The 18905-nt window shown below is 71.6% G+C and carries 16 protein-coding genes; 5 read left to right on the top strand and 11 right to left on the bottom strand.

Annotation, left to right across the window (positions count from 1 at the left end):
• Positions 1 to 16 precede the first annotated feature (16 nt).
• Positions 17 to 1054, bottom strand: coding sequence for a LacI family DNA-binding transcriptional regulator (locus WFJ36_RS14395; protein WP_336643562.1), 1038 nt, complete (start codon positions 1052 to 1054; stop codon positions 17 to 19).
• 188 nt (positions 1055 to 1242) lie between these two features.
• On the opposite strand from WFJ36_RS14395, the gene WFJ36_RS14390 reads away from it, so the two are divergent.
• From WFJ36_RS14390 to WFJ36_RS14375, 4 genes are all read left to right on the top strand, one after another.
• Entirely contained in the window at positions 1243 to 2112 is an 870-nt protein-coding gene (locus WFJ36_RS14390; protein ID WP_336643561.1) for a sugar phosphate isomerase/epimerase family protein, read from the top strand.
• Between the two features lie 179 nt (positions 2113 to 2291).
• Complete coding sequence (locus WFJ36_RS14385) at positions 2292 to 3794, top strand: sugar ABC transporter ATP-binding protein (protein ID WP_025105377.1); 1503 nt, start codon at positions 2292 to 2294, stop codon at positions 3792 to 3794.
• A complete protein-coding gene (locus WFJ36_RS14380; protein WP_025105378.1) occupies positions 3794 to 4828 on the top strand; it encodes an ABC transporter permease in 1035 nt (344 codons plus the stop codon). The genes WFJ36_RS14385 and WFJ36_RS14380 overlap by 1 nt, the downstream gene beginning before the upstream one ends.
• 135 nt (positions 4829 to 4963) lie before the next feature.
• Positions 4964 to 5965, top strand: a complete 1002-nt coding sequence (locus WFJ36_RS14375; protein WP_292788651.1) for an ABC transporter substrate-binding protein — start codon at positions 4964 to 4966, stop codon at positions 5963 to 5965.
• Positions 5966 to 6555: 590 nt separating this feature from the next.
• Here the strand turns inward: WFJ36_RS14375 and WFJ36_RS14370 are convergent.
• From WFJ36_RS14370 to WFJ36_RS14340, 7 genes are all read right to left on the bottom strand, one after another.
• The gene (locus tag WFJ36_RS14370) at positions 6556 to 6852 is read right to left on the bottom strand and encodes a putative quinol monooxygenase (protein ID WP_071329174.1); all 297 of its coding nucleotides are present in this window, start codon (positions 6850 to 6852) and stop codon (positions 6556 to 6558) included.
• A gap of 23 nt (positions 6853 to 6875) precedes the next feature.
• On the bottom strand, positions 6876 to 7844 hold the full coding sequence (locus tag WFJ36_RS14365; RefSeq protein ID WP_336643560.1) for a phosphotriesterase family protein: 969 nt from the start codon (positions 7842 to 7844) through the stop codon (positions 6876 to 6878).
• Entirely contained in the window at positions 7844 to 8788 is a 945-nt protein-coding gene (locus tag WFJ36_RS14360; RefSeq protein ID WP_071329172.1) for a shikimate dehydrogenase family protein, read from the bottom strand. Before WFJ36_RS14360 ends, WFJ36_RS14365 begins: the two co-directional genes overlap by 1 nt.
• Positions 8785 to 9762 (bottom strand): phosphoglycerate dehydrogenase, encoded by a 978-nt coding sequence (locus WFJ36_RS14355; RefSeq protein ID WP_292788658.1) that lies wholly within the window; start codon positions 9760 to 9762, stop codon positions 8785 to 8787. Before WFJ36_RS14355 ends, WFJ36_RS14360 begins: the two co-directional genes overlap by 4 nt.
• A complete protein-coding gene (gene xylB / locus WFJ36_RS14350) occupies positions 9762 to 11252 on the bottom strand; it encodes a xylulokinase (protein WP_336643559.1) in 1491 nt (496 codons plus the stop codon). The genes WFJ36_RS14355 and xylB overlap by 1 nt, the downstream gene beginning before the upstream one ends.
• A gap of 9 nt (positions 11253 to 11261) precedes the next feature.
• Positions 11262 to 11837: a glucose-6-phosphate isomerase family protein gene (locus WFJ36_RS14345; RefSeq protein WP_292788662.1), complete on the bottom strand. Its 576-nt coding sequence runs from the start codon at positions 11835 to 11837 to the stop codon at positions 11262 to 11264.
• Between the two features lie 123 nt (positions 11838 to 11960).
• On the bottom strand, positions 11961 to 12935 hold the full coding sequence (locus WFJ36_RS14340; protein ID WP_336643558.1) for an acetylxylan esterase: 975 nt from the start codon (positions 12933 to 12935) through the stop codon (positions 11961 to 11963).
• A gap of 80 nt (positions 12936 to 13015) precedes the next feature.
• Between WFJ36_RS14340 and WFJ36_RS14335 the strand changes: the two genes are divergently transcribed.
• Complete coding sequence (locus WFJ36_RS14335) at positions 13016 to 13825, top strand: DeoR/GlpR family DNA-binding transcription regulator (RefSeq protein WP_025105387.1); 810 nt, start codon at positions 13016 to 13018, stop codon at positions 13823 to 13825.
• An 11-nt stretch (positions 13826 to 13836) separates the two neighbouring features.
• Here WFJ36_RS14335 and WFJ36_RS14330 read toward each other — a convergent pair whose 3' ends face one another.
• From WFJ36_RS14330 to WFJ36_RS14320, 3 genes are all read right to left on the bottom strand, one after another.
• Positions 13837 to 14724 (bottom strand): LacI family DNA-binding transcriptional regulator, encoded by an 888-nt coding sequence (locus tag WFJ36_RS14330; protein ID WP_256209446.1) that lies wholly within the window; start codon positions 14722 to 14724, stop codon positions 13837 to 13839.
• Positions 14725 to 14792: 68 nt separating this feature from the next.
• Positions 14793 to 17054: an FAD-dependent oxidoreductase gene (locus WFJ36_RS14325; protein WP_071329167.1), complete on the bottom strand. Its 2262-nt coding sequence runs from the start codon at positions 17052 to 17054 to the stop codon at positions 14793 to 14795.
• Between the two features lie 37 nt (positions 17055 to 17091).
• Positions 17092 to 18897 (bottom strand): BNR-4 repeat-containing protein, encoded by a 1806-nt coding sequence (locus WFJ36_RS14320; RefSeq protein ID WP_336643557.1) that lies wholly within the window; start codon positions 18895 to 18897, stop codon positions 17092 to 17094.
• Positions 18898 to 18905: the final 8 nt, after the last annotated feature.

Below are 18905 nucleotides of genomic sequence, written 5' to 3'. Positions count from 1 at the left end.
GTCGCCAGGCGCGGTCTCAGGCGGTGAACCCCTCCGGAGGGACGGAACGCGATGAGCGCCCGACGGTCGACTCCCGCACGACGAGCTCGGCGGGGAACGGCGTGGGTGCCGGAGGCGCAGCGGTCGGATCGGCGAGGAGCTGCAGCAGCGCGGCCCCGGCGGCGCGACCGATCTCGTAGCCGGGCTGCCGCACGCTCGTCAGCGGCACCACGCTCTGATGTGCGGCGGCCACGTCGTCGAAGCCGACGAGGGCGATCTCCTCCGGCACCCGGATGCCGTGGCGGAGCAGCTGCGTCAGCACGCCGAGGGCCACCCCGTCGTTCGCGGCGAAGACCGCGTCCGGGCGCTCATCCGCGGGAAGCTCCGCCAGGTGCGCCCCGGCATGGCGGCCGTCTTCGGTCGTCAGATGCTCGACATCGAGGACGGAGACGCGGGCGTCGGTCCCCGCCACCGCGTCGCGCAGCCCGGCGAGGCGATCGTTCGACTGGCTCACCGTCGGGGCTCCGAGGAACAGGATGCGGCGACGGCCGAGGGAGACCAGGTGCTCGCCGGCGAGCCGCCCACCGCCGCGGTCGTCGAAGGTGACCGCGGCGACGGAGGGCGAATCGCGGATGGGGCCGACGACCACCGCGCGGATGCCGCGCTCGGCGAGCTGCTCCAGCCGGGGCACCACGTCGCCGAGCGGGTAGATCACGATGCCCTGCACCCGGTGGGCCTCGAACATGTCGATGTTCTGCTCCTCGCGAGCGGCATCGCGGGCGCTGTCGCTGAAGAAGAGCGACCAGCCGCCCTCACGGGCCACGTCGTCGACGCCGCGGGACAGGTCGTTGAAGTAGGGCAGCCAGGCGTCGAGGAGGATGAGGGCGAGGGCCTTGCTCGATCCCGCGCGGAGCTGGCGGGCCGACTCGTTCGGCACGAAGCCGAGCTCGGCGATCGCCGCCCGCACCCGCTCCCGGCTGGCGGCCCCGAGGACGTGCGGGTGGTTGAGGTAGTTCGACACGGTCGATGCCGAGACCCCCGCGAGAGCCGCGACATCCTTCACGCTCGCGGGCATGGGCCTCCTTCGGCGATGGGACCGCAGGCGTGCGGCCGGATGAGGCCCAGGCTAGCGGAGGACTTGTAACGTGCCAAGAAAGTTCTTGACACGTCCGCGGAGGGCGACGTAGCGTGACTCGCACAGCGGACTTGTAACGTGCCAAGTCCGTGCGGCGACGGTGCCGGACACCCGCCGGAGGAGCGTTCATGAACATCGGCTGCCACGGACTCGTCTGGACGGGGACCTTCGACGCGGACGGCATCCGGCTCGCGGTGGAGAAGACGAAGCACGCGGGCTTCGACCTCATCGAGTTCCCGCTCATGGACCCGTTCTCGTTCGACGTCGCTGCCGCTCGGGCCGCCCTCGCGGAGCACGGACTCGCGGTCAGCGCCTCGCTCGGGCTCTCCGACGAGACCGACATCACGAGCGGTGACCCTGCCGTGGTCGCCGCGGGGGAGACCCTCCTGCTCCGCGCGGTCGACGTGCTCGCCGAGCTCGGCGGTACGCACTTCTGCGGGGTGATCTACAGCGCCATGAAGAAGTACATGGATCCGGTGACGCCGGAGGGTCTGGCGTCGAGCCGTCGCACCATCGCGCGCGTCGCCGATCACGCCGCCGCGCGCGCAGTCTCGGTCTCGCTGGAGGTCGTGAACCGGTACGAGACCAACGTGCTGAACACCGCTCGGCAGGCGCTGGCGTACCTCGGCGAGGTCGACCGCCCGAACCTCGGGATCCACCTGGACACGTACCACATGAACATCGAGGAGTCGGATATGTTCGCGCCCGTGCTCGATGCGGCTCCCGCCCTGCGGTACGTGCACATCGGCGAGAGCCACCGCGGCTATCTCGGCACCGGGACGGTCGACTTCGACACGTTCTTCAAGGCGCTCGGACGCATCGGCTACGACGGCCCCATCGTGTTCGAGTCGTTCTCCTCGGCCGTGGTGGCGCCCGACCTCAGCCGCATGCTCGGCATCTGGCGCAACCTCTGGACCGACAACGACGAGCTGGGTACGCACGCGAACGCGTACATCCGCGACAAGCTCGTCGCCGTCGACTCGATCCGCCTCCACTGACGCCCGGGCGGCGGTTCGAGACCAAGATGTTATTACAGGTCTTCCCTCGCCGCCGATCGTTAGATACATTTAGATACAACTTGCACTGACCCGGGTGCAGGTCGCAGAATTGATCCGATGTTTACGGCGGAACGGTCCGCCGCAATCGCGACAGAACCTTCAAGGAAGCAGGTGAGCGCATGAGTGGACCCATCCTGAGGGTCGAGGGGATCAGCAAGGGATTCCCCGGTGTCCAGGCGCTGAAGGACGTGCATCTCGAGGTGCGCGCCGGCGAGGTGCTCGTGCTCGTGGGTGAGAACGGTGCCGGCAAGTCCACCCTGATGAAGATCCTCTCCGGGATCTACACCAAGGACGAGGGCACGATCACGTTCGAGGGGCAGGAGGTCGAGCTCACCAGCCCGCTGCAGGCGCAGGAGCTGGGGATCACGATCATCCACCAGGAGCTCAACCTGATGCCCGACCTCACGGTCGCGCAGAACATCTACGTCGGCCGCGAGCCCACGACGGGCCCGTTCCTGTCGGAGCGGAAGCTCAACCGGCAGACGGCGGAGCTGCTGCAGCGCCTCGACATCCACCTCGACCCGCGCCAGCGCGTGGGCGAGCTGACGGTGGCCGAGCAGCAGATGGTCGAGATCGCCAAGGCGCTGTCCTTCAACGCCAAGGTCCTCATCATGGACGAGCCGACGTCGGCCCTCACCGACAGCGAGGTCGAGACCCTCTTCGTCCTCATCGAGCAGCTCAAGGCCCGCGGCACCGGCATCGTGTACATCTCGCACCGCATGGACGAGCTGCGCCGCCTGGCGGACCGGGTGACCGTGCTCCGCGACGGCACATACATCGGATCACTCGACAAGTCCGAGATCACGATCCCGACGATCATCGAGATGATGGTCGGCCGCGTGATCGACGAGGGCACCCGCCCGCAGGCGCGGGAGCACCTCAACGACCCGATCGTGCTCGACGTGCAGGGGCTCTCCACGCGGAAGCTCCTCAAGGACGTGTCGTTCCAGCTGCACAAGGGCGAGATCCTCGGATTCGCCGGCCTCATGGGCGCCGGCCGCACCGAGACCGCCCGTGCCGTCATCGGCGCGGACCACCGCGACGGCGGCACGATCACGATCGGCGGGCGCACCGTCCGCATCGCGCAGCCCGCGGACGCGGTCAAGCACGGCGTCGGCTACCTCTCCGAGGACCGCAAGCTGCTCGGCCTCATGCTCGAGCAGGACGTCACCTTCAACACCGTGCTCGCGTCGCTCGGCTCCTACGCCAACGGCATCGGCTGGATGGGCGACAGCAAGGCCAAGAACCGCACCAAGGAGTACGTCCAGCAGCTGCGGGTGAAGACCCCCTCGGTCAACCAGGTCGTCAAGCTCCTCTCCGGAGGGAACCAGCAGAAGGTCGTCATCGCCCGGTGGCTGATGCGCGACTGCGACATCCTCATCTTCGACGAGCCGACGCGAGGCATCGACGTCGGCGCGAAGGAGGAGATCTACCGCCTCATGCAGCAGCTCGCCGACGCGGGCAAGTCCATCATCGTCATCTCGTCGGAGCTCCCCGAGATCCTCCGGGTCGCGAACCGCATCGCCGTGTTCGCGAACGGCCGCATCACCGGGACGCTCCGCAACGAGGAAGCCAGCCAGGAGAAGATCATGCAACTCGCAGCCCACGGGGAGGAAGACTGATGAGCACCCCACAGCAGTCCGGATCGTCGACGACGACGATCATCCAGACGGCCGTCAACGAGGACACCGACAAGCGCGACGTCGCCGGGTTCCTCAAGCGGCAGTTCCAGCAGTCGCTCGCGTTCGGCACCCTGATCGTCCTGGTCATCTTCTTCTCGATCGCCAGCCCGAACTTCTTCACCTTCAGCAACATCGCCACGGTGCTGCTGTCGACCGCGGTCATCGGCATCCTCGCCCTCGGCACGACGTTCGTCATCATCACGGGCGGCATCGATCTGTCGATCGGCACCGGCATGGCGCTCTGCGCCGTGATGACGGGCGTCCTCATCACCAACCTGGGCCTGCCGGTGTGGGTGGGCGTGCTCGGCGGCATCGCGACCGGTGTGCTCATGGGTCTGGTGAACGGCGTCAACATCACGTTCCTGCGGCTGCCTCCGTTCATCGCGACGCTGGCCATGATGATGATCGCCGGCGGCCTCGCCCTCGTCATCTCGAACGTCGCGCCGATCTACTTCTCGACCTCGGCTCCCGACTTCAAGAAGATCGCGCTCGGCGTGCTCATCCCCGGCATCCCGAACGCGGTGCTCATCACCGCGGCCCTCGCGATCGTCGCCTGGCTCGTGCTGTCGAAGACGCTGCTCGGCCGCTATACCTTCGCGATCGGGTCGAACGAGGAGGCCACGCGCCTCTCCGGCGTCAACACCCGCCGCTGGACGATCCTCATCTACATGTTCGCCGGCGCCTTCACCGGCATCGCGGGCATCGTGATCGCCGCCCGCCTCGACTCGGCGCAGCCGCAGATCGGCACCGGCTACGAGCTGCAGGCCATCGCGGCAGTGATCATCGGCGGCACCTCGCTGCTCGGCGGCCGCGGCTCGATCCTCGGAACCGTGATCGGTGCGCTCATCATGAGCGTCCTCGTCAACGGCCTCCGGATCATGTCGATCCAGCCCGAGTGGCAGAACATCGTCGTCGGCGTCGTCGTCCTGCTGGCCGTCTTCCTCGACTCGCTGCGCAACCGCCAGCGGACCTGAGACACGGCGGCGGCGAAACCCGTGCCCGCCGCCGTCCCCGGCTCCGGCCGGAACCCGCGGAAACCCTCCGCACAGGCACCACGAATGTCCACCCGCCGGTCCTGGCCGGCACCCACACAGAACAACGGAGTTTCCATGAAATTCGGCAAGAAGACCGCATTCGCGGCACTCGTGGCCGCATCCGCGCTCGTGTTCGCCGGCTGTGCCGGCGGCGGCGACGTGATCGAAGAGGGCTCGGGTGGCGACACCGGCAGCAGCGACGGCGAGATGTACATCGCCATGGTCTCGAAGGGCTTCCAGCACCAGTTCTGGCAGGCCGTCAAGAAGGGCGCGGAGGAGAAGGCCCAGGAGCTGGGCGTCAAGATCACCTTCGAGGGCCCGGCCGCCGAGACCGAGATCGCGCAGCAGCTCGAGATGCTGACCGCCGCGATCGACAAGAACCCGGACGCCATCGCCTACGCCGCCCTCGACCCCGAGGCGTGCGTCGCCCCGCTCGAGCAGGCGAAGTCGAAGGACATCCCCGTCGTCTACTTCGACGCCCCGTGCAACGGCGACGTCGGACTCAGCCTCTCCGCGACGGACAGCAAGGTCGCCGGCGCACTGGCGGCCGAGCACATGGCCGAGCTGATCGGCGGCGAGGGCGAGGTCGCCATCGTCGGCCACTCGCAGATCAACTCGACCGGCGTCGAGCGTCGCGACGGCTTCGTCGAGAAGATCGAGGCAGACTACCCCGACATCGAGATCGTCGACATCCAGTACGGTGACGGCGACCACCTGAAGTCGGCCGACATCGCCAAGACGCTCATCGCGGCCCACCCCGACCTCAAGGGCATCTACGGCACCAACGAGGGTTCGGCCATCGGCGTCGTGAACGCCGTGAACGAGCTCGGCCTCGAGAAGGGCAAGATCACCATCGTCGGCTTCGACTCCGGTGCGGCCCAGATCAACGCCATCAAGGACGGCACCATGGCCGGCGCCATCACGCAGGACCCGATCGGCATCGGCGCCCAGGTCGTGCAGGCGGCCTACGACGCGGCCAACGGCGACGACGTCGAGGAGTTCTACGACACCGGTTCCTACTGGTACGACAAGAACAACATCGAGGACGACAAGATCGCCGCGGTCCTCTACGAGTGACCCGCACGGCGGAGCCCCTCGCCTTCCGGCGGGGGGCTTCGTCGTGTGTGGGGAACTCCGGCTCCGGGTCCGTGGTCCGTGGGTCCGTGGTCCGTGGGTCCGGCTGCACGACCGGATCCTCGGATTCCTCGTGCACCCGTGTCGGGGTCGTGCAGATGAACCGGGTCCGGGGTCGGGGAGGTCTGAGGTCTGGGGGCGGGGTCTGGGGTCTGGGGGCGGGGTCTGGGCCTGGGGTCTGGGGGCGGGGTCTGGGCCTGGGGTCTGGGGGCGGGGTCTGGGGTCTGGGGTCTGGGTCTGGTCCTGGGATGGGACCGAGGGTGGGACGGATGCACGACGCGGGGATTGATGTGAGGCCGGATGGGTGGTTCGGTCGTGCAGCCGTGACGGCGTCGTGCAGGTGAAACCGGATGGCCGAGTGGAGTCGTTCGGCACGGGGGACGGTCAGCCTGAGGGACGGATGCACGACGGGGGGACGAGGGCAGGGCGGGGAGGCCGGAGTGAGTGTGCGAGCGTGGCGAGGTCGTGCAGGTGAAACAGGGCGACGGAGAGGGGTCGAGGAGACGGAGACGGAGGGGGTAGACGGGATGGGGTCAGAGGGGGCGGAGGAAGGTGAGGATCGAAGTGGGCTCGACGATGAGTTCCTGCAGGGCGGCGTTGAAGGGGATGCCGGCGGGCGCGTGCAGGTGGGCCTGGAAGGCGTCCTCGTCGCGGTAGACCTCGTAGACGAAGAAGCGGTCAGGGTCGTCGACGAGGCGGTGGGCGTCGAAGACGATGTTGCCCTCCTCGGCGCGGACCACCTCGGCGAAGTCCCGCAGCAGCGCGGCGACCTGGTCGGCGGCTCCCGGCTGCGCGGTGAAGACGGCGTGGAGGACGGTGGGTTCGGGCATGACGACTCCTCGGGTTCGGGTGATCAGGTGCGGAGGGCCAGGAAGCGCGCCGGCGTGGTCACGAGCATCCGGTGCACGGCGTCGTCGCCCACGGCCTCGCGGAGCCGCGGCAGGTAGCGGTCGCCGAGGTAGGCGAGACCCGGCATGCCGCCGTAGGCGATGTACCGGGTGCGCCGGGCGACGTCGCCCCCGAGCAGGATCCGGTCGCCGACTCCTCGCTCCACCACGGCGACTGTGAGGGCCAGCAGCTCGGCGTCGGAGCGGGTGCGCGGGCGGGCGAAGCCGTCGTACCCGAGGTGGGCACCGCGCTCGGCCAACGCGACGTGCAGACCGGGATCGGGGTCGCGGTCGGCGTGGGCCAGCACGACGCGCTCCGCCGGCACCCCCTCGGCGCCCAGCAGATCGAGGACGTCGTGGGCCGCGGTGCCGAACTCCAGATGCACCATGACGGGGGCTCCGGTCTCCCGGTGCGCCTGAGCCACGGCGACGAGGGTCGTGCGCTCGAATGGACTGAGGCGCCAGTAGTCGGCCCCGCCCTTGAGCATGCCGGCGCGCACCGGCTGCCCATCGGGACCCGCCGCGAGGGGTACCTCGGGCGTCTCGAACACCGCGGCGTCGTCCGCCGGCATTCCCCGCGTTAGGTCGGACACGAACAGGGCGGCGAGGCGGTCGGCGCCCCACACCTGCATCGGATGATCGGCGCCGTAGTGCGCCTCGCGGTGCCGACCCGTCGTGGCGACCACGTGCAGTCCGGTCGCGGCGCTGATGCGGGCGACGGCGGCCGGGTCGCGCCCGAGGCCGAACGGGGTGGCGTCGACCATGGCCTCGAAGCCGCTCGCCCGCAGCAGACCGGCCTCCTCGCCGGACGCGGCCTCGTCGTCGAGCTCGTCCCCGACCAGCAGCGGCGACACCTGGAAGAGGTGCTCGTGGTAGTCCACGCGCCCGAGCCGCGACGGGTCGAGATCGCCGAGGACGGTCCGCACGGCGGGCATCAGCGCACCGACTCCGCGGCCTCCGCGAGGCGCTCGACGGTCTCGGGCGTGAGGTCGAGGTCGAACACGTCCGCCACGACCTGCGACCAGCCGTGGATGAAGTACCGCCAGCCGTCGACCACGTGCAGCGCGCGATCGTCCTCCTGGGCTTCGGCCTGGTGCAGGAACTCCAGCGAGCCGCGGTAGTTGAACTCCCACACGTACGCGCCCTCGGGGAACACGACGGCGTCGGTCAGCGGGGAGCCTGGGCGGTCCTTGCCGAGCCCGGTGGCGTTCGCGATGACCGATCCCGCGGGCGCGGCGGCGACCAGGGCGTCGGCCTCCTCCGGTGTCTCGGTGACGACGTAGCGGAGGAGGCCCTCGGGGGTGCCGTGCTGGCGGTGCACCTCGCGGAGGTGGTCGAGCTTGTCCTGCGTGCGCGCGGTGACGGTGATGAGGGCCGGGGCATCCTCCCGCTCGGCGAGGGCCCAGCTCAGCGCGGTGCCCGATCCGCCCGCACCCAGGATCACGACCTCGGCCCCGGTGCGCGCGAAGTGGTCGGCGGGGAGGAAGTCGCGCAGCGCCAGGTCGACCGTGATCGGGTCCTTCGCACGGCCGGACAGCGTGGACCCGCGCTTGGCGATGCTGGAGACCTCGGCGCAGGACACGGCGAACGGGTCGAGCTCGTCGAACAGGTCGGACGCCGCCGCGTACACGTTCATCTTGTGCGTGGTGACCAGCGCACCGCGGTGGTGCGGGTCGTCGCGGATCTGCTCGACCATGGCGCGGTACTGCGCGGGGTCGGCATCCATCGGCAGGTCGTGGCCGACGAGGGTCCGGGTGGGGAGGCCGAGGATGTCGGCCCACAGCGGGAACACCTTCATGATCGACGACGAGGCGGTGGTGACGCCGACGAAGCCCATGTAGTCGGCGGTGGCGGGGGCGGACGTCGCGGCGGTGGTCATCGGTTCTCCTCGGGGGCGGACGCGGGGACGGGGACGAGGTGGGCGGGGTCGGCGCCGCGGAGGACGGCGATCACGTCGTCGAGGGACAGCGCCCCCATGTTGTCGACGGCCTGGGTGGTCTGGGCGCCGAGGTGCGGGGTGACGATGACACGGTCGGCGAGGTCCGCGGCGAGCAGGGGGCTGTCGTGCGCGGCGGTGTCGCCGTCGAGCGTGTCGGCCGCGTACCCGGCGAGGATGCCGTCGCGGAGCGCGTCGGCCACGGCCTGCTCGTCCACGAGGTCGCCGCGGGCGGTGTTGACGAGCACGGTCCCCGGTCGCATCCCGGAGAGGCGGTCGGCGTCGACGAGCTGCTGCCCGCCGGGGGCGTGCAGGGTGATCACATCGGCGGTGCGGAACAGGTCGTCGAGGTCGACGGGTTCGGCGCTGCGGTCCCGCACGAGGTCGGCGGGCAGGAACGGGTCGGAGGCGAGCAGCCGCGGACCGAACCCGCCCAGTCGCCGCGCGACCCCCTGGCCGATCCGCCCGAAGCCGACGATGCCGACGGTCGCGGCCCCGAGCTCCCGCCCGCGGCGCACACTCCAGTCGCCGTTCCGCACGCGGCGGTCGCCGTCCGGGATGGTGCGCAGGGCGGCGAGCATGAGGCCGACCGCGTGGTCGGCGACCGCATCCGCGTTCGCGCCCGGGGTGTTCGTGACCGGGATACCGCGGTCGCGCGCCGCCGTGAGGTCCACCGCCTCCGTGCCGACCCCGTAGCGCGCCACGACCTTGAGCTTCGGGCCGGCAGCGAGGTGCGCGTCGGTGACCGGTCCGGTGCCGGCGATCCAGGCGTCGGCGCCGTGCAGCAGCACGCCCAGCTCGTCGAGGTCGTGGTGGGCCGGCCCGCGGAGGATGCGGTGTCCGGCCTGCGCGGCGCGTCCGACCAGGTCGAGGTCGCCGTCCGAGAAGGAGCGGCTCGTGACGAGGATGACGCCCATCAGCGGGGCCTTCCCGCGAACCACGGCGCGAGCGCCGTGTACGAGTCGGTGAAGCGGGCGTGGCGCTCGGCGTAGACCGCATGCCGGGACGGATCGGGCGTGAACTCGGCGGTGACCTCGCTGAGCGCCCGGGCGGCAGAGAAGTCGGTGAGACCGAGGCCGACGGCTCCCGTGACCGCGGCACCGAGGCTGTTCGCCTCCTCCACGATCGTGCGGCGTCGCACCGGCACGCCCCACACGTCGGCGAGGACGGCGAGGTAGACGTCGCTCTGCGCCCCGCCGCCGACGGCGTCGATGCGGTCGATCGTCGCGCCGGCCTCCCGGAACGCCTGGATGCAGGTGAGGAGGTTGAACGCCGTCCCCTCCAGGACCGCGCGCACGAGGTGGGCCCGCCCGTGGTGGCGGGCGAGGCCGACGAAGGCCCCGCGCGCATCCGGGTCCCACAGCGGGGAGCGCTCGCCGAGCAGGTAGGGGAGGAAGTAGAGGTCGTCGGTGTCGATGTCGCTCGCGGCCTCGGCGACGAGGCGCCCCGTCTCGGGGTGCGCGGGGTCGACGGAGAGGGCTTCGGCGATCCACTGCACCGAGGCGCCGCCGGCCTGCATGGTCGCGGTCGGCACGAAGGACGCGGGGACGACGTTGTCGAACGTGAAGGTCCGCATCGCGGGGTCGTGCAGCGGGGCGTCCGCCGCGAAGGAGATCCACGAGGAGGTGCCGAGGCACACGTAGGCGCCGTCCTCCGGGGCCACGACGCCGGAGCCGACCGCGGCGAGCGGTCCGTCGCCCCCGCCCATCACGACCTGGACGCCCGTGTGCAGTCCGAGCGCCTCGGCCGCGGCGGGCGTGAGCGGTCCCGCGATCTGCGTCGACTCCAGGATCTCGGGGAACAGGGCGGGGTCCAGCCGCGCCGCGGCGAGGATCTCCGGGGACCACGTGCCCGCGACCTGGTCGTAGGCGTTGGTGCCGGACGCGTCCGAGCGGTCCGTGGCGAGCCGCCCGGTCAGCCGCAGCACGATGAAATCCTTGGCGACGCACACCCGGCGCACGCGCTCCCACACCTCGGGTTCGTTGTCGCGCACCCACATGATCTTCTCGATCGAGTAGGTGGGGTTCAGACGGTGGCCGAGGATCCCGTAGGCGCGCTCGGCGCCGACCGCCGCCTCAAGCTCGCGCTGCTGGACGCCGGCGCGGGTGTCGGCCCAGATGATGGCCGGTCGTGTGGGCTCGCCGTCGGCGTCGAGCAGCACGGCGCCCATCATCTGTCCGCTGACCACGAGGCCGGCGACCTCCGCGGCGGCGGTGCCGGTGCGCGAGAGGAGGTCGCGGGTCGCCGTGACGACCGCGTGCCACCAGTCGGCCGGGTCCTGCTCGGCGACGCCGCCCGCCGCGAAGTGGGCCGGGTAGGGCACGGTGACCGCGGCGATCAGGCGGCCGTCGTCGTGGTGCAGGGACGCCTTGTTCCCGGTGGTACCGAGGTCGTGGGCGATGATCATGGCCGGAGCCTATTCCGCGTAGGGGCGGAGGTCGACGCCGGACTCCGCGCGGAACGCCCGCGAGCCCATGCCGTGCTCCAGCACCCAGCCGTAGTCGTGGCCGGCGCCGCCGGGGTACACGGCGAGGAAGGAGTACGGCTCGTCCCCCGTGTTCACGGAGCGGTGCGCCCAGCCCGGCGGGATGTAGCCGATGGTGCCCGGGAGCATGTCGAGCCATTCGGTGCGCTCGCCGTCGAACATGAGCAGCCCGCCGCGGCCGTGCAGCGCGAGGTAGATCTCGCCCTGGTGGTCGGGGTGCTGATGGCCCTTGGTCATCCAGAGCTCGCCGCCCGTGTCGCCGGGCATGATCGTGGTGATCGACTGCGGCAGCTCCCGCTCGATCTCGGGGACCGGGGAGCTGACGACCGTGTAGACGATCGGGTCGTCGCCCGCGGCGGCGGTCGCCCACGCGTCGTGGTCGCGGAACAGGCCCTCGAGGTCGGACATCCGCCGGGTCAGCGTGGGGCCTTCGGGGGAGAGGGTCAGCTTCTCGGCGTCGAAGGCGATCGCCATCGGGGAGATCGGCGGGGTCTGGTACTCGGGCATCCATGCTCCTCGAAACGGGTGCTGCGTCGTCGCGCAACCTGTAATGACAAGCTCACTGTACCTGTTATGACAGGTTGCGTCCAGTGCTCTCCTGCGCGGAGGAGGACGCGCGCGCGACGGGCGTCAGCCGGCGAGCACGCGCTCCAGGTGCGCGCGCCCGCCGCGGATGGCGCTCGCCGTCACCTCCGCCGACCCCGGGTACTCGGCGTGACCGGCGGGAAGCACTGCCAGGTCGAGGTCACGGGCCCCGGCGGCGACCGCGAACTGCCCCTGCGGCGGCACGTACTGGTCCCACAGGGCCGCCTCCACGCGGACCGGCACCTCCGTGAACCCGATCGCGGTGGAGGAGTCGAACCAGCGCAGCACTTCGCGGGCCTCGGGGTGGCGCTGCACGTGCTGACGCACGGTCTCCCCGCTCCCCAGGCAGGGCACCGCCAGCCGCTCGTCGTACTGGCCGAAGCTCGGCACGATGAGGGTGGCCCCCACGAACCGGTCGTCCCACGGCAGGGCGAGCGCGCCGATGCCGCCGCCGAAGCTCTCTCCGACGTAGTAGAGAGGAAGCGCCCCGACGACCGAGACGAGGACGTCGGCCGCCAGCCACATGTCACGCGCGCAGAGGCCGAGCACGTAGCGCTCCGGATCGTCGATGCCCGCGAGCACGTGTTCCGGGGTCGGCTCGGGTGCACCCACACCGGCGTTCAGCACGCCGAGCCCGCGGGCGACGGGATAGATCGCCGCGACGTCGTCCGGCACCCGGGCGAGATCGACCGCCTCCCGACCCCCGTAGCCGTGCCCGTGCACGACCCCGGCGCGGGGAGGGCCGTCGAGGGGCTCGACCACCCAGGCCCGCAGCCGTACACCGTCGACGCCGGCATGCTCGACGACGGACACCCGGCGTCCCTGCTCCTCGGAGGTGGAGAGGACGACGGGGGCGGCGTCCATCGCGGCCGCCTCGCGCCGCCAGCGCCGCCAGCGGTCGGCGAACCCGGGCGGCGCGGGTACCGGCCGGGCAGCACGGAGGTCGGCTTCGGTCCGCCCATAGCTGCCGTCGAACGCGGCATCGGGGAACCAGGTGGCGTAGGGCTCGGGGAAGGTCATGCGGGCTGAGGGATCCTGTTCCGGGAGTGGGACGGGCGGGGGTGCGTGGCAGACTGGAGGCTCCATCGGAAGGAGACCGCGTGCTGGTCACGGAACGCCGCGAGCGCATCCTCGCCCTGACCCGCGATCGCGGTACCGCCTCCATCGGCGAGCTCGCGGCCACGCTGCAGGTGAGCGAGATGACCGTGCGGCGCGACATCGACCAGCTGGCCGAGGAGGGCGCGGTCGAGCGCATCCGCGGCGGCGTGCGGGCGCGGGGCCTCCAACGTCTGGTTCCGGCTCCGGCGGCCTCGGCCGAACGGCGGGCGATCGTCGCGGCGGCCGCGGACCTCGTGGAGCCCGGCATGGCGGTCGGCATCTCCGGCGGACCCACGGCCCTGGCGCTCGCACGGGAGCTCGTGCGCGTTCCCGAGCTCACGATCGTCACGAACGCCCTGCCGGTCTCCGACCTGTTCTCGCCACCGGACCGCGCCGACGCCCCGTACACGCAGACGGTCGTGCTCACCGGGGGCGTGCGCACGCCCTCTCAGGCCCTCGTCGGGCCGGTCGCGGTCCGCGCCCTGGAGCACCTGCACTGCGACCTCGTGTTCCTCGACGCTCACGGCCTCGACGAGCAGGCCGGCATCACGACCATGAACCTGCTGGAGGCCGAGACCAACCGGGCGCTCATGGCTGCGGGGCGTGAGGTCGTCGTCCTCGCGGAGCACACCCGCTGGGGCGTGGTCGGGCTCACGACCGTCGCCGATCTCAGCGACATCGACCGCCTGGTCACCGACGACGGCCTCGACGACGGCGCGCGGGAGCTGCTCGCGGCCCACGTCGGCACCCTGCACGTCGCGCCGCGGGACGGCGGCGACGAGCGTGCTCTCGCGACGGCCCTCGCGGACTGAGTCCGCCGCCGTCATCGGGCCGTGCTCGCCCGCGGGATCAGCCGGGCGCCGACCGTCACATGCCGCACCGGCAGATCCGCCCCCGGCGGCGCGGCGATCTGCCGTTCGAGCTCCGTGAACGCCGCGTCCACGAGGCGGGCGTGGTCGGGGGCGATGGTGCTGAGGGCGGGCACGGCGAAGCGCGCGGCCCGGATGTCGTCGATGCCGACGACGGCGACGTCGCCCGGCACGCTCCGCCCCTGGGCCTGGAGAGCGGCCAGCGCACCGAGGGCGACCGAGTCGTTCGAGCAGACGATGCCGTCGAGATCGGGGATCGCGGTGGCCATGGCGCCCGCCACGCGCTCACCCTCCTCCGCCGTGAAGGCGTCGACCTGCGCGGTGAGCGCGGGGTCAGCCGGGATGCCGGCGGCCGCCAGGGCCTCCAGATACCCCGCATGCCGGCGGTCGGCGGCGTCCGAGGGGCGGGCGTCGCGGCGTCCGACGAAGCCGATGCGACGGCACCCCACCGCCACCAGATGCTCGGTGGCGGTGTAGGCGGCGGCGCGGTTGTCGATCGTGACGTGCGTGAACGGGCTCACCTGGATGTGCTCGCCCAGCAGCACGAGCGGCCCGGGGGAGGTGCGGCGCGTGAGGTCGGCGACCGTGAGCGAGCGCGGGATGTGGATGAGCCCGTCGATGGGCGGCAGGCCGACGCCGTTGGCGACGTCGATCTCGCGGCCGTGATCGCCCTCGGTCTGCACGATGAGCACCGCCAGGCCCCGATCGTCGGCGCCGCGGACGATGCGCGAGCCGAGCTCCGCGAAGTACGGCTCCTCCAGATGCGGCACCGCGAGCGCGATGAGTCCCGTGCGGGTGGCGCGCGCGACGGGGAGCACGCGGCCGCCGGGCGAGGTGGTCACCTGCGGCCTCCTGGAGGGACGACGGTCTCCGCCGGGTCGACGGATGCCCTTCACGTTAGCGCCCTCCGTCACGATTGCACTCGGAACGCGATCACGCGTGCCTCCGCGACGCCGTTCGTCCGCTCCACCACGAGGCGGGCGGCCGTGAGGGCGCCGAGGTCGTCCGGCAGCGGATGCACCCGCAGGCGATGGCGGTTGTCCCGCTCCTCCGCCACGGTGCGCCACTCCTCGGAACCCGCCTGCTGCACCTCGACCCGGTAGTCGCGGACGAGCTGGGGCAGCACCTCGTCGGGGCTCCGGTGGTGATGCAGGGTGTTGAGCTCGAGGTCCACGTCGTCGTCGAACACCAGGCGGATCTCGGAGGCCGTGACCGGCTGCTCCCAGTCCAGGCGCAACCACTGCGGGCCCTCGGCCTCCGGGGCGGACGCCCACAGGTGCGGTCCGCCGAACGGGCGGTTGTACCCGGAGACGGCGCGCTCCGGGGCGACGGCCTCGGAGTCCGGGCTCGTGCGGAACGCGGGCACCCGTCCGCGCAGCGGCTTGGTCGGCCACTGCACGAGGAGGCCGTCGCGGTCGACCTGCACGTTCCGGTCGTCGTTGTCGACCCGGTGCACGAGGGTGAGCACCCCTGGTGGGAGCTCGGTGGCGAGCTGCACCTGCACCTGCGGGTTCGCGCGGAGCACGATGATCGCGTTCTGCGGGTCTTCCGGGGCGAAAGGCGTCTCCGCCCGCACCCAGGACGGACCCCCGGCGGGGACGTCGATCACGGTGCGGTGCTCGAGCACCGCGGGCACGATGTTCTGCGGACGGCCGGTGGACCAGACCTCCACCGTGACCTGCGTGTCGGCCTCGGCGCTGAGCAGCAGCTCGGTCGTGTCGAGGCGCGGGTGCACGGGGACGACGATGCCGAGGTCGTCCGTCAGGGCGTGCGGGGTCGCCGCGGCCACGGTGCTCTCCGGGGTGCCGATCGTGCGCAGGGTGCTCGATGCGGTGACGGCAGCGGTGCGGGCGCGGTCGGCGGCGTCCTCGTTCGCGACGCCGATGAGGGAGGCGTCGGCGCGGAGCAGCGTCTGGCGGAGTTCCGCACGATGGTGCTCGTACAGCTCGCGGGGCGTGGCGTCGTGCGCGTAGCAGAGGGCGGCGGCGGTGCCCGCGGCCTCGCCCATCGCCGCGCACGTGGCCATCACCCTGGCGGCACCGAAGGCGATGTGCGTGGCCGAGATGTCGCGGCCCGCCATGAGCAGGTTGTCGACGTTGACGGAGTACAGCGAGCGGAACGGGATTTCGAAGACGCCGTCCGAGAAGCGCTGCACCGCGCCCGCCCCCGTCGCGTACATGCCCTCGGCGGGGTGGAGGTCGATGGACCAGCCGCCGAACGCGACGCCGTCGTCGAACGACGTCTGCTCCAGGATGTCCTGCTGACGCAGCGTGTAGTCGCCGATGAAGCGACGGTACTCGCGCTTGCCGGGGATGTTGCCGATCCACTCCAGGGTCAGGTTGTCGGCGTCGAACTCGCCGGAGTTCTTGATGTGGTCCCAGATGCCGAGGATCACCGACCGCAGCTCGTCGCGGATCGCCTCGTTGTCGTCGACGATGTCGAGCGTGCCGCCCCACTCGATCCACCAGTAGTGCGCGCCGCTGTCGCCGCTGCGGATGATGCGCGACGAGGGGATCGGGGTGGTCGAGATGTCCTTCGCGCTCTCCGGCGCGACGTACTTCACCGGGTGCCCCAGATCCTTCGTGTAGAAGAGGAGCGTCGAGCCGAGGAACTCGCGCACGGGTTGCTCGGGCGCCCAGTCCTCGCCGAACTCGCTGCGGCTCTCCTTGCCCAGCCGGTGCCGGGCGCCGACCAGCCGTCCGACCAGGCCGTCCCCCGTGCAGTCGAGGAAGAGCGGCCCGCGGAAGACGGTGCGGATCTCCGAGCCCATCGTCCAGCCGGTGACCGACCGGACCCGACGGGCGTCGTCGGGGCCGGTGGCCTCGGCTTCGAGCACCTCCGTGTTGAGGAACAGCGTGAGGTTGGGCTCGCGGCGCACGATGTCGAGCACCACGTCGTCCCAGTACACGGGGTTGCCCTCGGGGTTGCGGAACTGGTTCTCCCGGTACATCTCGCCGATGATCCCGGTCTCCCGCGCCCACCGCTGGTTGCCGTGGGCGGTCGCTCCGCACACCCAGACCCTCACCTCCGAGGAGGAGTTGCCGCCGAGCACCGGCCGGTTGTTGATCAGCACGGTACGTCGGCCGAGGCGGGCCGCCGCGACGGCGGCGCTCACTCCGGCGAGGCCGCCGCCGACGACGATGATGTCGGCTTCGACGGTCTGGGTGCGCATGGGGATGGGTTCCTTTCGGGAGGGGTGGTGATGCCGCTCAGCGTGCGGCGATCGCTTCGATCTCGTAGACGCGGGCGACGTCGGTGGCGGAGTCGGACGGGTCGGTGATGACGAGGCGCACGGCATCGGCCGTCCGCCCCTGGGCGTCGACCACGACCGTCGTCTGGGTGTTGCCGGTGACGGTGCCGACCGTGACCCAGCCGCTCGCGGTGCGCAGCTGGACGGTGAAGTCGCGCAGCACGGACGTCTGCGGCAGCCCGACCGTGTAGCCGCTGCGCACCCGGACGACGTCCAGCGGCGCGGCCTCGTCCCACTCGACGGTGATGGTCGGCTGGGTGTCCTCGGTCGCCGAGATCCACCGGCTCGCGTCGGTGCAGCCGCCGTCGATCGCCTTCTCCGGGCCGGTGTCGGCGCGGAGCTGGGACGAGGCGGTCGCGGTGCCGCCGAGCGCCAGGTTCTCGCCGCCGGCGTCGCCGCGGAGGGAGGCGACGATGGCGGGGAGGGTGGTCGCCCCCGGCTGCCCGTCGCGCGGGACCTCGGCGTGCCGGAGCGTCCCTCCGCCGGGAACAGCGGGGGCGCTGAGGTAGACGACGTCGGTGCCGTCGGTGCGGGTGGCCGCGCGGAGGCGCTGCTGGCCCACGACCGGATCGCCCACGGTGTCGGCAGTCCATCCGGAGGCCCCGGCGGTCAGCAGCACCGTCTGACTGCGGGTGATGCCGCAGTCCTGCACCGACACCACGGCGTAGACGCGGGTCTCTCCGCCGGCGGTGGTGGTGTCGAGGGCGGCGATGGTCTGCACGCCACCACCCAGGGCGTCCGTGTCGAGCAGGGTCTCGCTCGTCCAGGCGGAGCCGGTCCAGGTCGCCCACCGCACGTCGAAGGCGTTCTCGGTCTCGTCCGCGTACCGGTAGGTCACGCCCACGAGCTCGCCGTCGGCGAGGGCCATCTTCGCGGTCTGCACCGCCGGCACGGCGTCGCCGATGGTCTCGCCGGGCTCGTAGCCGCGCCACACGACGGCGCCGGGGGTATCCGGGCGGATCGGGGTCGGCAGCGCCTGCCCGGCGACGTCGCGGAAGCCGCCCGCGGCCGGGTCGTACACCGCGTAGGAGCCGAGGTGGCGGTAGGGATCGGCGGGCCACGGGCCCCACTCCCACAGCACGTGGACCTTGCCGCTCGCGTCGACCTCGAGGTCGTCGGGATAGAAGGAGTGGTTCACGGCGGCGGCGATCGTCGTCTCGCGGGTCCACGTCCCGGCCGCGGGGTCGTAGTGGTACAGCACCCCGTCGCGGCGAGCCTGCGGGTCGGCGCCGATGCGCACCATGAGCCAGATGTCGCCGTCGGCGCCCTGCGCCGTGACCGGGTAGGAGACCGCGGCCCCGGCGTCGGGCATCTCGGCGCTCACGTCGACGAGTGAGGTCGCGTCATAGGGCACGGTGGAGCGGAAGTACTTCCAGGGCTCGTGGTGCATCGAGACGAACGCGTGGATGTACCCGTCGCCGTCGATCGCGATGGACGGCTGGTTGTGGCCGTTGTCGTCGAGGTACTCCGCGCAGGCCCCGGTGGCCAGTCGCAGGCAGCCCGAGGTCCACGTGCCGTCGGCGGCGCGGACGGCCAGGTTCACCTGGTGCTTCGCGGCCACCGAGCCGGGCACGTTGTAGGCGAAGTACGTCTCATCGCCGTCGACGACGATCGGGTTCCACCAGCCGGACTGGTTGGAGCTGTCGACCGTGACGGGCACGGTCTCGACGTCGGGGGTCGCGGCGGCCGCCGGAGCGGGCACAGCGAGGACGAGTGCGGTGAGGGCGGCGGCAGCAGTGGCGCCGGCCTTCCAGCGGAGGGTCATGGCGATGC

This window comes from Microbacterium sp. MMO-113 (genome assembly GCF_037148555.1).
Classification (GTDB): Bacteria; Actinomycetota; Actinomycetes; order Actinomycetales; family Microbacteriaceae; genus Microbacterium.
This window is presented reverse-complemented; position numbering and strand designations above follow the sequence as displayed.

Excerpts from the sequence above, each read along its gene's own strand:
- WFJ36_RS14395 (WP_336643562.1), bottom strand. The coding sequence starts at position 1,054 with ATGCCCGCGAGCGTGAAGGATGTCGCGGCTCTCGCGGGGGTCTCGGCA.
- WFJ36_RS14390 (WP_336643561.1), top strand. The coding sequence starts at position 1,243 with ATGAACATCGGCTGCCACGGACTCGTCTGGACGGGGACCTTCGACGCG.
- WFJ36_RS14385 (WP_025105377.1), top strand. The coding sequence starts at position 2,292 with ATGAGTGGACCCATCCTGAGGGTCGAGGGGATCAGCAAGGGATTCCCC.
- WFJ36_RS14380 (WP_025105378.1), top strand. The coding sequence starts at position 3,794 with ATGAGCACCCCACAGCAGTCCGGATCGTCGACGACGACGATCATCCAG.
- WFJ36_RS14375 (WP_292788651.1), top strand. The coding sequence starts at position 4,964 with ATGAAATTCGGCAAGAAGACCGCATTCGCGGCACTCGTGGCCGCATCC.
- WFJ36_RS14370 (WP_071329174.1), bottom strand. The coding sequence starts at position 6,852 with ATGCCCGAACCCACCGTCCTCCACGCCGTCTTCACCGCGCAGCCGGGA.
- WFJ36_RS14365 (WP_336643560.1), bottom strand. The coding sequence starts at position 7,844 with ATGCCCGCCGTGCGGACCGTCCTCGGCGATCTCGACCCGTCGCGGCTC.
- WFJ36_RS14360 (WP_071329172.1), bottom strand. The coding sequence starts at position 8,788 with ATGACCACCGCCGCGACGTCCGCCCCCGCCACCGCCGACTACATGGGC.
- WFJ36_RS14355 (WP_292788658.1), bottom strand. The coding sequence starts at position 9,762 with ATGGGCGTCATCCTCGTCACGAGCCGCTCCTTCTCGGACGGCGACCTC.
- xylB (WP_336643559.1), bottom strand. The coding sequence starts at position 11,252 with ATGATCATCGCCCACGACCTCGGTACCACCGGGAACAAGGCGTCCCTG.
- WFJ36_RS14345 (WP_292788662.1), bottom strand. The coding sequence starts at position 11,837 with ATGCCCGAGTACCAGACCCCGCCGATCTCCCCGATGGCGATCGCCTTC.
- WFJ36_RS14340 (WP_336643558.1), bottom strand. The coding sequence starts at position 12,935 with ATGACCTTCCCCGAGCCCTACGCCACCTGGTTCCCCGATGCCGCGTTC.
- WFJ36_RS14325 (WP_071329167.1), bottom strand. The coding sequence starts at position 17,054 with ATGCGCACCCAGACCGTCGAAGCCGACATCATCGTCGTCGGCGGCGGC.
- WFJ36_RS14320 (WP_336643557.1), bottom strand. The coding sequence starts at position 18,897 with ATGACCCTCCGCTGGAAGGCCGGCGCCACTGCTGCCGCCGCCCTCACC.